The sequence below is a fragment of the Frigidibacter oleivorans genome (assembly GCF_003993775.1).
GTDB classification, from domain to species: domain Bacteria; phylum Pseudomonadota; class Alphaproteobacteria; order Rhodobacterales; family Rhodobacteraceae; genus Frigidibacter; species Frigidibacter oleivorans.
Map to the genome: position 1 here is coordinate 72683 of NZ_RJRZ01000001.1, position 14644 is coordinate 87326.

Consider the following 14644-nt stretch of genomic DNA (forward strand, 5'->3'; position numbering starts at 1 on the left):
GGCTCAGGCCGCGGGCCCCGCCGCGGCGCGCTTCGCCTCGATCACCTGCCAGATCCGCTCGGCCGCGTTGGTGCCGTCGAACCGTTCCAGTTCCTGGATGCCGGTGGGCGAGGTCACGTTGATCTCGGTCAGCCAGTCGCCGATCACGTCGATGCCGACGAAGATCTGCCCCTTCTCGCGCAGCACCGGGCCGATCCGCGCGCAGATCTCGCGGTCCCGCTCCGTCAGGCCGACCTTTTCGGGCCGGCCGCCGACATGCATGTTCGACCGCGTCTCGCCATCGGCGGGCACCCGGTTGATCGCGCCCACCGGCTCGCCGTCCACCAGGATGATCCGCTTGTCGCCCTTGCTCACGTCGGGGACGAATTTCTGCACGATCAGCGGCTCGCGGTTGATGCCGGTGAAGAGTTCATGCAGCGAGGCGAGGTTGCGGTCGGCCGGGTCCAGCCGGAACACCCCCGCCCCGCCATTGCCGTAGAGCGGCTTCAGGATCACGTCGCCATGCCGGTGCTTGAAGGCCCGGATCGTGCCGAGGTCGCGCGCGATCAGCGTCGGCGGCGTCAGGTCGGGGAAGTTGAGCACCAGCAGCTTTTCCGGCGAGTTCCGCACCCAGAACGGGTCGTTGACGACCAGTGTCCGCGGATGGATCCGGTCCAGCAGATGCGTCGTGGTGATGTAGCCCATGTCGAAGGGTGGATCCTGCCGCAGCCAGACCACGTCCCAGCCGGCCAGGTCGATCTCCGCCTCCTCGCCGAGAGTATAATGGTTGCCCGGCTCGCGCCGGACCTGCAGCGGCCAGCCCCGGGCCAGCACCCGGTCCTCGCGATAGGCCAGCCGGTCGGGCGTGTAGTAGAACAGCTCATGCCCCCGCGCCTGCGCCTCGAGCGCGATGCGGAACGTGCTGTCGGCGGCGATGTTGATCGCGCCGATCGGGTCCATCTGGAACGCCACCTTCAGAGGCCGGCCCCGTCCGGCCGCCGCCCGGTCCCCCTCCGGTCCGGCCCCGATCCCGCCTGCCGTTCCTGCCGCTGCCATGGCCGCCCCCTTGCTCGCGCTGTGCCGGCCCTTGATGGCCGAGAGCCGGCGGCGTTGCAAGGCGGCAGCGGGCTCCGCCGACCGGGCGCCGGCCGGGCGCCTGCGGGCGGGTGCGCCTCAGCCGCCGAAGGCGTTCTCGACGATCTCGACCCGCCCGGCCCCGTCCACCAGCGCCACGTCGAAGCGCATCTCGGTGTCGAGCCCGCGCGGTTCCGCCGCGACGAAGGCCTGCGCCGAGGCGCAGATCCGGTCCATCTGGCGGCGCGACAGCCGTTCGGCCGCGGCGGCATGGCTGCGCGAGGCCTTCACCTCGACGAAGATCAGCGCCGCTCCGTCGCGGGCGATCAGGTCGATCTCGCCGCCGGGTCCGCGCCAGCGCCGCGCCGCGATCGGCCGGCCGCTGTCCTCATAAAGCCGTTCCACCTGCGCCTCCGCCGCCTGGCCCGCCAGCCAGGCGGTCCGGCCCGTATCCCGGCGCGCCGCGGCAGGCATCGCCGCGCGGGGCGTTTCGATCCGGTCCTGCTGTGCCGCGATGGCCATTCAGCGCTCCTTTCCCAGCCGCAACGCGGCCTGATATACCTCGCGCTTCGGCAGGCCGAGGCTTTCGGCCACCGCCGCCGCCGCATCCTTCACCCGCATCCGGGTCAGCGCCTCGACCAGCGCGGCCTCGACCTCCGCTGCCTCGACCCTGCGCCCCCGGGCACGGTCGATCACCAGCACGACCTCGCCCTTCACCGTCCGGTCCGCATGATCCGCAGCGAGCTCAGTCAGCGTGCCGCGCCGCACCTCCTCGAACCGTTTGGTCAGTTCCCGGCACACCGCCGCCTCCCGCTCTCCTCCCAGACTGTGGACGCAGTCTACTAACAATTCCCCAACGCGCTTCGGCGATTCGTAGATCACCAGCGTCGCCGGCACATTTGCGATCTCCTCGAGCCAGCGGCGGCGGGCAGCGCCGGTGGCCGGCGGGAACCCGGCGAAGAGGAAGCGGTCCGTGGGCAGCCCCGCCACCGTCAGCGCCGCGAGCACGGCCGAAGCCCCCGGCGCGGCATGGACGGGATGGCCCGCCGCGATCGCCGCGCGCCCCAGCTGGAAGCCGGGATCGGCCACCAGCGGCGTTCCGGCTTCGGAGACATAGGCGACGCTCCGCCCCTCGGCCAGCGCCGCCAGCAGCCGCGGCCGGGCCTCGGCGCCGTTATGGTCGTGATAGGCGACGAAGGGCCGGCCCCGGGCGGGGAGGCCGTGGATATCCATCAGATGGCGCAGGGTCCGCGTATCCTCCGCCGCCAGAACATCCGCCCCGGCGAGGATGTCGAGCCCGCGCAGGGTGATGTCCCGGGCCGCGCCGATCGGGGTGGCCACGAAATGCAGGCCCGGCGGGATCGCGCGCGCCGTGGGTCCTCCGGCTTGTCCTCCGGCCTGCCCCGGGGGGCCCGCGGGGCCCGCGTCCTGCGGCATCGCATCCGTTGCCCTGCCGGGCTTCGTTTCGCCGACCATACGCTCAACGCCCCCTTCGCGGACCGGGTGAAAGTTGCCTTCCCGCCGCGGAACGCATAGGGTCCCGCTGACGTTGCCGACCCGCCACAACCGGGACAGAAGGATAGGCCAATGATCGCGTTTTTCCGCAACCCCCGCAAGCCGATCGCCCGGCTCGCCGGTCTCGCCTCCGCGCTCTGGCTCGCTGCCTGCGCCCCCACGATGAACACCGGCAGCGGCCCGGCGGTCAGCCGGGGCGAGGCGGTTCCCGTCGCGCTGCTCTTGCCGGGCGCCACCGGAAATGCCGGCGACGAGGTGATCGGCCGCAGCCTGCGGCAGGCGGCGCAGCTGGCGATTTCGGACCTGCAGGGGGTCGAGATCGACCTGCGCGTCTATGATACCGGCCCTTCGGCGGCGGGTGCGGGCGCCGCGGCGTCCCGCGCGGCCGACGAGGGCGCGAAGATCATCCTCGGCCCGGTCTATGCCGAGGCCGCGAATGCGGCGGGGCTCGCCGTGGCGGGGCGCGGCATCAACGTGCTGTCCTTCTCCAACAACACCGACATCGCCGGCGGCAATGTCTTCGTGCTGGGCCCGACCTTCCAGAACACCGCCAACCGGCTGGTTTCCTTCGCGCGCAGCCAGGGCCGCAACCGGATCATGGTCGTGCATGACCGCAATGCCAGCGGCGAGGCCGGACGGCGGGCCATCGAGACCGCGATCCAGCGCAACGGCGCGGTGATGGCGGGGACCGGTTCCTACGACTTCTCGCAGCAGGGCGTGATCGCGGCGGTGCCGCAGATCGTGTCCACCGCCCAGGCGAGCGGGGCGGACGCGATGTTCCTGACCGCCGATACCGCCGGCGCGCTGCCGCTGCTGTCGCAGCTTCTGCCGGAGGGCGGGCTGAACACCGGAACCACCCCCTTCATCGGCCTGACCCGCTGGGACATCCCGGCGCAGACGCTGGCGCTGCCCGGACTGCAGGGCGGCTGGTTCGCGCTGCCCGACCCGACGCTGAGCCAGCAGTTCCAGGCGCGTTATCAGGCGGCCTATGGCGAGGCGCCGCATCCGATCGCGGGGCTTGCCTATGACGGGATCGCCGCCATCGGCGCTCTGGTGCGGTCGAACCGCTCCAACCCGCTGTCGGCGGCGGCGCTGACCCAGGGTTCGGGCTTTGTCGGAGTGAACGGCGTCTTCCGCCTGCGCGGCGACGGGTCCAACGAACGCGGGCTGGCCGTGGCGCAGATCCGCAACGGGCAGGTCGTCGTCGTCAGCGGCGCGCCGAGGAGCTTCGGTGGCGCGGGCTTCTGACCGGGCGCAGCGGGCAGAACCCGCATCCGGCCTCGACGGGCAGAGCGATGGCCGGATCCGGCAGGGTCCGGCCCCCGACCTTTCGCTGCCGGGACTTCCCGATCTCGCCGCGCTCTGCGCGGATCTCGACGCCGCGGTGGCCGGGGCGGCGCCCGGCAGCAACCTGCGCCAGCTGGCGGTGGAACATCTGGCCGAGACGCGCCGCGCGGCACTGCTGGCGATCGAGGCGGATTTCGCCCTTCATCCGCGGCTTGCGGGTGCCACCGTGCGCGCCTATGCGGCGCTGACGGATGTCACCGTCCGCGCCGTCTTTCACATGGCCACGACGCATCTGCATCCCCTGCCGACGCCGACGGACGGCGAGCGCATCACGGTGATGGCGGTGGGCGGCTATGGCCGGGCGGAGATGGCACCCTTCTCCGACGTGGACCTGCTGTTTCTGACGCCCTGGAAGGTCACCCCCTGGGCCGAGAGCGTGGTCGAATCCATGCTCTACATGCTGTGGGACCTGAAGCTGAAGGTCGGCCATGCCACGCGCACGGTGAAGGACTGCCTGCGCCTCGGCACCGAGGACATCACCATCCGCACCGCGCTGCTGGAACACCGCTTCCTTGCGGGCGACCCGCGCATCGCCGCCGACCTGCATCAGCGGCTGTGGCGCGACCTGTTCCAGCGCACCGGCCCCGCCTTCATCGAGGCCAAGCTGCAGGAACGGACCGAGCGCCACCGCCGCCAGGGCGGCCAGCGCTATGTGCTGGAGCCCAACGTGAAAGAGGGCAAGGGCGGGCTGCGCGACCTGCAGACGCTGTACTGGATCGCCAAGTACATCCATGGCGTCGAGGAAGTGTCGGAACTGGTGGGCAAGGGCCTGTTCACCGCCGAGGAATACCAGCAGTTCGAACTGGCCGAGGATTTCCTCTGGGCGGTACGCTGCCACCTGCACCTGAATGCCGGCCGCGCGGTGGAACAGCTGACCTTCGACCAGCAGATCGAGGTCGCGGCGCGGATGGGCTATCAGGACCGGGCCGGGCGGCGCGGCGTCGAACTGTTCATGCAGGACTACTTCCGGCAGGCGACGAAGGTGGGCGAGCTGACCCGCATCTTCCTGACCGCGCTCGAGGCGCAGCATGTCAAGAAGGTGCCCAAGCTGGAAGGGCTGCTGCGGCGGCGCCGCACCGTTCCCGGCCCCTACCGGATCGACCAGAACCGGCTGAACGTGGCCGATCCCGCCGCCTTCCTGAAGGACAGGCTGAACCTCCTGCGGGTTTTCGATCTGGCGATGCGCACCGGCTACCAGATGCATCCCGATGCGATGCGGCTGGTGGCGGCCAACCTTCACCTGATCGACGACGCGATGCGCGAGGACCCCGAGGCGGGGCGGCTGTTCCTGGGGCTGATGCTGGATCACGGCGCGCCGGAACGCGCCCTGCGCCGGATGAACGAACTGGGCATGCTTGCCGCCTTCATCCCGGAATTCGAGCCGGTCGTGGCGATGATGCAGTACAACGTCTACCACCATTACACGGTGGACGAGCATACGATCCAGTGCATCAGCACGCTGGACCAGCTGGAACGCGGCCAGCTGGTCGAGGAACTGCCCCTGACCACCGGCATCCTGCAGCAGGGGGTGAACCGCCGGGTGCTGTATCTGGCGCTGTTCCTGCACGATATCGGCAAGGGCCGGCCCGAGGATCATTCCATCGTCGGCGCGCAGATCGCCCGCCGGGTGGCGCCGCGTCTGGGGCTGGACGCGGAAGAGACCGAGACGGTGGAATGGCTGGTGCGCTATCACCTGTTCATGTCCGACGTGGCGCAGAAACGCGACCTCAGCGACCCGCGCACGCTGCGCGACTTCGTCAAGGCGGTGAAGACGCGGCGGCGACTGGACCTGCTGACCGTGCTGACGGTCTGCGACATCCGCGGCGTCGGGCCGGGGACGTGGAACAACTGGAAGGCCATGCTGCTGCGCCGGCTCTACCGGCTGGCGCTGGAGGCGCTGGAAGGCGGCGGCGAGGTGCTGAACCGCGACCGCAACGCCGAGGAAAGCAAGGAGCAGCTGCGCGAGGCGCTGGCCTTCTGGCCCGCCGAGAAGATCGAGGCCGAGCTGAACCGCCACTACGGCCCCTACTGGCAGGCGCTGTCGACCGAGGGCCATGTGGTCTTCGCCCGGCTGCTGGACGGGCTGGGCACCGACGAGATCCGCATCGACCTGATGCCCGATCCCGACCGCGACGCGACGCGGGCCTGCTTCGCGCTGATCGACCATCCGGGCATCTTCTCGCGCCTCGCGGGGGCGCTGGCGCTGGTGGGGGCGAACGTGGTCGATGCGCGCACCTATACCTCGAAGGACGGCTATGCCACCGCCGTCTTCTGGGTGCAGGATGCCGAGGGCCGGCCCTACGAGGCCGCGCGCCTGCCCCGCCTGCGGCAGATGATCGAAAAGACCCTGCGCGGCGAGGTCGTGGCGCGCGAGGCGCTGAAGGACCGGGACAAGGTCAAGCGGCGCGAGCGCGGCTTCCGGTTCCCGACGACGGTCTCGTTCGACAACGAGGGGTCGGACATCTACACCATCGTCGAGGTCGATACCCGCGACCGGCCCGGGCTGCTGTACGACCTGACGCGGACGCTGGCGGCCAGCAACATCTATATCGCGAGCGCGGTGATCGCGACCTATGGGGCGCAGGTGGTGGACACCTTCTATGTCAAGGACATGTTCGGGCTGAAGCTGCACCAGAAGGCCAAGCAGGAGGCGCTGGAGCGCAAGCTACGGCAGGCCATCGCCGACGGCGCCGAACGGGCGCGGGGCTGACGGCGGATCATGGCGGCACCGATCCGTCTGGTGAAGGGCTTCCTGACCGTCGGCGGCTGGACGCTGGCGAGCCGGGTGGTGGGCTTCGTGCGCGACATGATGATCGCCGCGAACCTCGGCACCGGGCCGGTGGCGCAAGCCTTCATCGTGGCCTTCACCCTGCCCAACCTGTTCCGCCGCTTCTTCGCGGAGGGCGCCTTCAACACCGCCTTCGTGCCGATGTTCGCCAAGCGGCTGGAGGCGGGCGAGGACGCGCATCGCTTCGCCGAGGATGCCTTCAGCGGGCTCGGCTTCACCGTGCTGCTGCTGACCGCCGTCGCCACCGTCGCGATGCCGGGGCTGGTGCTGCTGCAGGCGGGCGGCTTCGCGGGTGACGAACGGTTCGACATCGCGGTCGTCTTCGGCCGCATCTGCTTTCCCTACATCCTGTTCATCTCGCTGACGGCGCTGCTGTCGGGGCTGCTGAACGCGGGCGGGCGCTTCATCGCCGCCGCCGCCGCGCCGGTGCTGATGAACGTGGTGTTCATCATCGCCATGTGGCTGGCCGACCGCGCCGGCTGGCCGATGGGCCTGACGCTGGCCTGGGCGACCCCCGTCGCCGGCATCGCGCAGCTGGCCGTGGTCTGGGTCGCGGCGGCGCGGATGGGCTTTGCCGTGCGCCCGCGCCGGCCCCGCCTGACGCCGGAACTGCGGCAGTTGCTGGCCGTGGCCGCGCCCGCGGTCCTGGCCGGGGGGGTGGTGCAGGTCAACCTGCTGGTCGGGCGGCAGGTGGCGAGCTTCTTCGACAATGCCATCGGCTGGCTCTACAATGCCGACCGGCTGTACCAGCTGCCGCTCGGCGTCGTGGGCATCGCCATCGGCGTGGTGCTGCTGCCGGAACTGGCGCGGCGGCTGAAGGCGGGGGACGAGGGCGGCGGCCAGCATTCCTTCAGCCGCGCCACCGAATTCGGCCTGTTCCTGACCCTGCCCGCCGCCGTCGCGCTGGTAGTGATCGCGGAGCCGCTGGTGTCGGTGCTGTTCGAAAGGGGCGCCTTCACCGCCGCCGACACGCCCCCCACCGCGCTGTCGCTGGCGATCTACGGCGCGGGGCTGCCGGCCTTCGTGCTGCACAAGGTGCTGCAGCCGCTGTTCTTTGCGCGCGAGGATACGCGGCGCCCCTTCCGCTATGCGCTGAACTCCATGATCGTCAACGCCGCCGTCGCCATCGGGCTGGCCCCGGTCATCGGCTTCTCGGCCGCCGCCTGGGGCACCACCATCGCCGGCTGGTCGATGGTGGCGCAGCTGTGGTGGGGCAGCCGCGACATGGGCCGCGCCGCGGCGCCCGATGCCCGGCTGGCCGCGCGCCTGCCGCGCATCGCGCTGGCCTCGGCGGTGATGGGGGCGGTGCTGTGGATCGGCGCGCGCTGGCTCGACCCGGCGCTGCACATGCCCGGCACCCGCTATGCGGCGCTGGCGGCGCTGGTCGTCGCGGGGATGGCGGTCTATGCGGTGGCGGCCTTCGCCACCGGCGCCTTCCGCCCGGCGGACCTGAAGGCCGGGCTCAGGCGCGGGGGATAGCGTCCGGGTCCAGCCGGTCGTCCAGCCGCAGCTGCAGGAAGGCGAGGTCCAGCCAGCGCCCGAACTTGCAGCCCACCTCGGGCATCAGCGCCGTCTGGCGGAAGCCGAAGGATTCGTGCAGCCGGATCGAGGCGAGGTTGCCGGCCTCGATCCCCGCCACCATCACATGCTTGCCCTGCGCGCGCGCCCGGTCGATCAGCGCCGCCATCAGCAGCCGCCCGACCCCGCCGCCCCGCGCCGCCGGGGCGACATAGACGGAATGTTCGACCGTGTGGCGAAACCCGGCAAAGGCGCGCCACTCGCCATAGCTGGCATAGCCCTGCACAGCGCCCTGCGCATCCTCGGCCACCAGCACCGGCAGGCCCGCGCCCTGCCGCGCGGCGATCCAGTCGGCACGGTTCGCCGCGCTCACCTCGGCCTCGCTCCAGATGGCGAGCGTGTTGCGCACCGCGTCGTTGAAGATCGCGGCGATGGCGCCCGCATCCGCCGCCACAGCATCGCGCAGCCGCATCAGCGCGACCGGATGGTGACAAGCAGGCGCTGCCAGCCGCCGGGCGCCACCCCGAAGGACAAAAGGAACCCGGCCGCGAAGCCCGCCAGTTCCGCCACCCAGGTCCAGCTGCCGCCGAAGATCAGGCCGAAGACCAGCTGGATGCCCAGCAGGAAGCCGATCAGCGAAAAGGCGCGGTAGCGGTTGGCATTCACCGCGCCGAGCCGCGCCCAGAGGATATAGGTGAAGGCGCCGATCAGCCCGTAGACCGGCGGATAGCCCCCGAACAGCGGTTGCGCCGCGGGCACGGCCATATAGGCCGCGGCCCCCGCCAGCGTTGCCGCCAGCCAGACCGCGACCACCGCCCACCAGCGGAAGATTTCGCCCACCATCTTGCCGAGCGCCAGCAGGAACACCGCGACGAACAGCGTCTGGGTGAAGCTGCCATTGACGAAGGGATAGGTCACGGCGCGCATCAGCTGCTCGGGCGGGAACTGCCGCGCCTCGATCATCATCGTCATGATCTGCGGGGCGAAGCTGAAGCGCTGCAGCGCCTCCAGCCGCCAGCCCACCGCCCCCGGCCCGCCGACCAGGCCGGACCCGCCCGCCGACAGCACCACCTCCATCGCCACCAGCGGCAGGAGGATCGCCCAGACCACCGGCGGGATCGGGTTCAGGGGCGAAGTGTGATCGCTGTGCATGGTGCCTCCTGCAGTGGGCCGCATTGACGCCCCCGGCGCCCAGCGATAAGCGAGCCGTGCAGGAATTTCCAGACGAAGAGGCTGCCGATGGCCACCGCCTTTGCCCCCCGGATCTTTTCGGGCATCCAGCCGTCGGGCGGCCTGACGCTGGGCAACTACCTCGGCGCGCTGAAACGTTTCGCCGAAAAGCAGGACGAGGGGATCGAGACGATCTACTGCCTGGTGGACCTGCACGCGATCACCGTCTGGCAGGAGCCCGAGGCGCTGCGCCACCAGACGCGCGAGGCAGCGGCGGCCTTCATGGCCTCGGGCGTGGACCCGGCGCGGTCGATCCTGTTCAACCAGAGCCAGGTGGCGGGCCATGCGCAGCTTGCGTGGATCTTCAACTGCGTGGCGCGGCTCGGCTGGATGAACCGCATGACGCAGTTCAAGGACAAGACGGCCGGCAAGAACGCCGAAAACGCCTCGCTGGGGCTCTACGCCTATCCCTCGCTGATGGCGGCGGACATCCTGCTCTATCATGCCACCCATGTGCCGGTGGGCGAGGACCAGAAACAGCATATCGAGCTGACCCGCGACATCGCGGCGAAGTTCAACCACGATTACGGGGTGGAGTTCTTCCCCCTGACCGAACCGCTGATCGAGGGCGCGGCGACGCGGGTGATGAGCCTGCGCGACGGCACGAAGAAGATGTCGAAATCCGATCCCTCGGACGCGAGCCGGATCAACCTGACCGACGATGCCGACGCGATCGCCGGCAAGATCCGCAAGGCCAAGACCGACCCCGAGCCCCTGCCCGAGACGCTGGAGGGACTGGCGGGCCGGCCCGAGGCCAAGAACCTGGTGAACATCTATGCCGCACTGGCCGGGATCGCGCCCGAGGCGGTGATGAGCGAATTCGGCGGCAAGGGCTTTGGCACGTTCAAGCCGGCGCTGGCCGATCTGGCGGTGGCGCGGATGGCGCCGATCACGACCGAGATGAACCGGCTGATGGCCGACCCGGCCGAGATCGACCGCATCCTCGGTCAGGGCGCCGACCGGGCGGATGCCATCGCGCAGCCGATCCTCGCCCGAACGATGGAGATCGTCGGCATGGTGCGGTCACGTCAGGTCTGACGCCTCTGCCGCCTGCGGGCGGGCCGCGCCGCATCCGGCGCAACGGGGCGGAACCGCCCCTGTCGCGGCCACCGCAGCCGGCGCTTCCGGCCCTGCCCGGCGCCCGACGCCACGACGGGCTGCCCGATCCCCTGGTCCTGTCGGCCAGCCTGCGGGTGGCGCCGCCGGAACCCACCCCTCGCCGCGCCGGACCCTCGCTCCTGCGCCTCGGCCTGCGGCTGGCGGTGCGGCGGCTGGTGCTGCTGGTGCTGCTGGTCTCGCTGGCGGTGTCGCTGCAAAGCCTCGCCACCATCGCCCGCAGCCCCGGCATCTCGCCCTTCGTGGATCGCGGCGCGGAGGGGATCGCGGCGGCGATGGACCGGGCGATGGCGCGCGACGCGACGCCCGGGCGGATCGCGGCGCGGCTGGCGGACCTGCTGGCCGAGGAGGACCGCAACTGGATCGCCATCCGCGCGGTCGAGGAGGTGGCCGCGGAGCGCGGCATCCCCCTGCCGCCGGACCTGACCGGGGACATCGCCGCGGCATGGGCCGCGGATTCCGGCTTCCTCGCCCGCGCCCGCGACTGCGCGGCCTGCGCCTATGATCCGGCGGACTGCACGCTGTCGGCGACGCTGATCTGCCAGGCGCCGATGATCGTCACCCCCGCGGGCGACGTGGCGGCGGTGGCCAACGAGGGCTTCGCCTATGCCACGGGCGGCGAGGTGGACGAGATCAACCTCGCGCTCGGGCTGGTCGGGCTGGGGGCGACGGGGCTGGTGGTGGCCACCGGCGGCACCAGCCTGACGCTGGACGCGGCGGCGGGGGTGGCGCGGCTGGCGCACCGGATGGACCTGATGTCGGCGCCGCTGCGCGCGACGCTGCGCGGCGCCGCCCGCGAGGGCGTGGACTGGGCCGCCCTGCCCGCCGCCCGCAGCACCGATGCCCTGCGCGCCGCGATCCGCGGCGAGCGGCTGGCCCCCCTGGCCGCCATCGTCGCCGATACCGGCCGCATCGCCGCGCGAACAGATACCGCCACCGCGCTGCACCTGCTGCGCCATGTGGACGACGCCGCCGATGCCCGGCGCATCGCCAATGCGACCGAGGTGCTGGGCCCCCGCGCCGTGGGCCGGATGGAGGTGCTGGGCAAGTCGCGCTTCCTGCGGGCGACGGTGCGGCTGTCGAACCTCGCGCTGGAACTGGTGGCGGGGCTGGTCGGGCTGATGCTGTCGGCGGCGAGCCTCGCCGGGTCGATGCTGTCGAACGCGGTGCTGCGCGGGCTGGGGCGGCTGGCGCGGCGGCTGTGACCGCGACGGCCATGTTGCACCTGCAGCATTCCTGCCCTATGACCGCCCCAGCAAGCAGGAGCCGGTGCGATTCCGGCTGGCTCTTCCGGCCGCCGATCCGCCGGACAACCGACAGCATACCGCGTTCCGCGCCCACCGCGCCGTTCCGGCCTGATTTCGGACCCATGCACACACAGACCTATGTCCGGCAATGGACCTCGAACATCCGTGGCGACCTCCTGTCGGGGCTCGTCGTGGCGCTGGCCCTGATCCCCGAGGCCATCGCCTTTTCCATCATTGCGGGCGTGGACCCGAAGGTCGGGCTTTATGCCTCCTTCTCGATCGCGCTGATCACCGCCATCGCCGGCGGGCGGCCCGGCATGATCTCGGCCGCGACCGCCGCCACCGCGGTCTTGATGGGCAGCCTCGTGCGCGATCACGGGCTGGACTATCTGCTGGCCGCGACGGTGCTGGCGGGGCTGATCCAGATCGGCGCGGGCTTCCTGCGGCTGGGGTTCGTGATGCGCTTCGTCTCGCGCTCGGTGATGACGGGCTTCGTCAACGCGCTGGCGATCCTGATCTTCCTCGCGCAGCAGCCGGAGCTCGACCCCGCGCGGGTGCCGTGGCTGACCTATCCGCTGGTCGCGGCGGCGCTGGCGGTGATCTACCTGTTCCCGCGCCTGACCCGCACCATCCCGTCGCCGCTGGTGGCGATCCTGCTGCTGACCGCGGCGACGCTGGCCTTCGGCTGGGAGGTGCGGACGGTGGCCGATATGGGCGCGCTGCCCGATGCGCTGCCCCGCTTCCTCGTCCCGGACGTGCCCGTCACGCTCGACACGCTGCGCATCATCCTGCCCTATTCGGTCGCCGTGGCGGCGGTGGGGCTGCTGGAAAGCCTAATGACCCAGGTCATCGTCGACGACCTGACCGACACGCCGTCGAACCGCAATCAGGAATGCATCGGACAAGGCATTGCCAATGCCTGCACCGGCTTCATCGGCGGGATGGCGGGCTGCGCGATGATCGGCCAGTCGATCATCAACGTCACCTCGGGCGGTCGGGGCCGGCTGTCCTGCGCCTTCGCCGGGGTGATGCTGCTGGTCTTCTGCGTCTTCCTCGGCGACTGGGTCGGGATGATCCCCATGCCCGCGCTGGTGGCGATCATGATCATGGTCTCGGTCGGCACCTTCCGCTGGTCCTCGCTGCGGCAGTTGCGCGAACATCCCCTGCCCTCCTCGGCGGTGATGCTGGCGACGGTCGCGGTGGTGGTGGCCACGCACAACCTCGCGCTCGGCGTGCTGACCGGGGTGCTGATGTCGGGCATCTTCTTCGCCTGGAAGATCACCCACAGCTTTGCCGTGACCTCCACCCTGTCCGAGGACGGGCAGGAACGGGTCTATGCGGTCGAGGGGCAACTCTTCTTCGGCACGGTCGAGGATTTCCTCGCCGCCATCGACACGCGCGACCGGGTGGCCCGGGTGGTGCTGGATGTCAGCCGCGCCCATATCTGGGACATCTCCTCGGTCGCCGCGCTCGATTCGGCGGTGCTGAAGCTGCGGCGCAACGGGGTGGAGGCGCGGCTGGTCGGGCTGAACCGCGCGTCCGAGGGTCTGGTGACCCGCCTCGCCCGCCACGACAAGCCGGGGGCGGAGGCAGGACTGCCCGCCCACTGAACCGGGCCAGTTTTGCAAAAGGGTCGCAAAACGGAATCAAACCGCCCCTAGCGTTGGGCCTGCGCGCCGATTCCCCGCCGGCCCGCAGCCATCCGACCGGACCGCGAAGTCACCCCGACGCTGCACCCCCGCCTCGGTCCCGGTCAACCGGCACCCGGCCTCCGGGCTTCCCCGCCCGGAGGCCTTCCCGCCGCCTGCCGCCCCGGCTGGACCAGCCCCGTGTCGACATGCTAGGTCCGGCGCAGGCATGGTCCATGCGGCGCCTGCGCGCGCCGGGACGGGATCCGGAAAGGAAACGAGATGTCCTTCGGCACGAATATCCGCACCTGGTTCGACGGTCGCTGGCACGATGGCGATGCGATGGTGATGCGCGCGGCCGATCACGGCATCTGGCAGGGTTCCAATGTTTTCGACGGCGCCCGGCTGTTCGACGGGCTGACCCCCGATCTCGACCGCCACTGCGCCCGCCTGAACCGCTCGGCCGAGGCGCTGATGATCCGCCCGACGGTCGATCCGGCCGAGATGGTCGAGATCGTGCGCGAGGGTCTGCGCGCCTATGGCCGCGGTCAGGCCGTCTATATCCGGCCGATGTACTGGGCGATCCATGGCAGCGCGCTCGGCATCACGCCCTCGCCCGAGGAGACGGGCTTCGCGATCAGCCTCGAAGAGGTGCCGATGCCCCCGGCCGAGGCGACGACGACGCTGACCACCACCCAGTTCCGCCGCCCGGTGCTGGCAGACAATGTCTGCAACGCCAAGGCCGGCTGCCTGTACCCGAACAACGCGCGGATGCTGGTCGAGGCGCAGCGCAAGGGCTTCGGCAATGCGCTGGTGCAGGACGCGGCCGGCAACGTGGCGGAAAGCGCCACGGCCAACGTCTTCATCGTGAAGGATGGCGAGGTCTTCACCCCCATCGCCAACGGCACCTTCCTGTCGGGCATCACGCGGGCGCGGCACATCGCCAACTTGCGCGCCGACGGCGTGACGGTGCACGAAACCGTCCTGACGCTGGACGATGTGCGCGCTGCGGACGAGGTGTTCCTGTCGGGCAACTTCGCCAAGGTGACGCCGGTCACCGCCTTCGACGACCGCAGCTATGCGCACGGGCCGGTGACGAAACGGGCGCGGGCGCTTTACTGGGACTGGGCGGCCTCGACCGGGGTTGCGGCGGCGGCCTGAGCGTCCCGCCGCCCGCTCTTGCGCGCCGCGCCCGCCTTCGG

The 14644-nt window shown here is 70.9% G+C and carries 12 protein-coding genes and 1 other annotated feature; of the genes, 7 read left to right on the forward strand and 5 right to left on the reverse strand.

All coding sequences use genetic code 11. The features are described from left to right. Positions 1–3: 3 nt before the first annotated feature. From gshB to rsmI, 3 genes are all read right to left on the reverse strand, one after another. A complete protein-coding gene (gene gshB, locus EEY80_RS00390; RefSeq protein ID WP_268885642.1) occupies positions 4–957 on the reverse strand; it encodes a glutathione synthase in 954 nt (317 codons plus the stop codon). Positions 958–1152: 195 nt separating this feature from the next. Beyond that, complete coding sequence (locus tag EEY80_RS00395) at positions 1153–1527, reverse strand: YraN family protein (RefSeq protein ID WP_126975061.1); 375 nt, start codon at positions 1525–1527, stop codon at positions 1153–1155. Between the two features lie 48 nt (positions 1528–1575). Beyond that, positions 1576–2490, reverse strand: a complete 915-nt coding sequence (gene rsmI / locus EEY80_RS00400; RefSeq protein WP_126974592.1) for a 16S rRNA (cytidine(1402)-2'-O)-methyltransferase — start codon at positions 2488–2490, stop codon at positions 1576–1578. Positions 2491–2640: 150 nt separating this feature from the next. Between rsmI and EEY80_RS00405 the strand changes: the two genes are divergently transcribed. From EEY80_RS00405 to murJ, 3 genes are read left to right on the forward strand one after another with little or no spacing between them, the layout of a single operon-like run. Next, entirely contained in the window at positions 2641–3816 is a 1176-nt protein-coding gene (locus EEY80_RS00405; RefSeq protein WP_126974593.1) for a penicillin-binding protein activator, read from the forward strand. Between the two features lie 55 nt (positions 3817–3871). After that, positions 3872–6625 carry a [protein-PII] uridylyltransferase gene (locus EEY80_RS00410; RefSeq protein WP_126975062.1) on the forward strand — a complete coding sequence of 918 codons (2754 nt, stop codon included), beginning with the start codon at positions 3872–3874 and terminating at the stop codon, positions 6623–6625. A 9-nt stretch (positions 6626–6634) separates the two neighbouring features. Beyond that, entirely contained in the window at positions 6635–8182 is a 1548-nt protein-coding gene (murJ, locus tag EEY80_RS00415; RefSeq protein WP_126974594.1) for a murein biosynthesis integral membrane protein MurJ, read from the forward strand. Here murJ and EEY80_RS00420 read toward each other — a convergent pair. Together EEY80_RS00420 and EEY80_RS00425 are read right to left on the reverse strand one after the other, a co-directional pair. Then, entirely contained in the window at positions 8166–8693 is a 528-nt protein-coding gene (locus EEY80_RS00420) for a GNAT family N-acetyltransferase (protein WP_126974595.1), read from the reverse strand. The genes murJ and EEY80_RS00420 overlap by 17 nt on opposite strands. Next, positions 8693–9373, reverse strand: coding sequence for a rhomboid family intramembrane serine protease (locus EEY80_RS00425; RefSeq protein WP_126974596.1), 681 nt, complete (start codon positions 9371–9373; stop codon positions 8693–8695). The genes EEY80_RS00420 and EEY80_RS00425 overlap by 1 nt, the downstream gene beginning before the upstream one ends. Positions 9374–9460: 87 nt before the next feature. Between EEY80_RS00425 and trpS the strand changes: the two genes are divergently transcribed. The 4 genes from trpS (at position 9461) to EEY80_RS00445 (ending at position 14603) form a co-directional block, all read left to right on the forward strand. Beyond that, on the forward strand, positions 9461–10489 hold the full coding sequence (trpS, locus tag EEY80_RS00430; RefSeq protein ID WP_126974597.1) for a tryptophan--tRNA ligase: 1029 nt from the start codon (positions 9461–9463) through the stop codon (positions 10487–10489). Positions 10490–10644: 155 nt separating this feature from the next. After that, positions 10645–11772, forward strand: coding sequence for a hypothetical protein (locus EEY80_RS00435; RefSeq protein WP_164738088.1), 1128 nt, complete (start codon positions 10645–10647; stop codon positions 11770–11772). Between the two features lie 54 nt (positions 11773–11826). Further along, positions 11827–11882, forward strand: a sequence feature (sul1 is cis-regulatory element that is thought to sense ions involved in sulfur or methionine metabolism; They are found in Alphaproteobacteria). Positions 11883–11936: 54 nt separating this feature from the next. Next, positions 11937–13424, forward strand: coding sequence for a SulP family inorganic anion transporter (locus EEY80_RS00440; RefSeq protein WP_126974598.1), 1488 nt, complete (start codon positions 11937–11939; stop codon positions 13422–13424). A 300-nt stretch (positions 13425–13724) separates the two neighbouring features. Beyond that, positions 13725–14603 (forward strand): branched-chain amino acid aminotransferase, encoded by an 879-nt coding sequence (locus EEY80_RS00445; RefSeq protein ID WP_126974599.1) that lies wholly within the window; start codon positions 13725–13727, stop codon positions 14601–14603. The last annotated feature ends 41 nt before the right edge of the window (positions 14604–14644 follow it).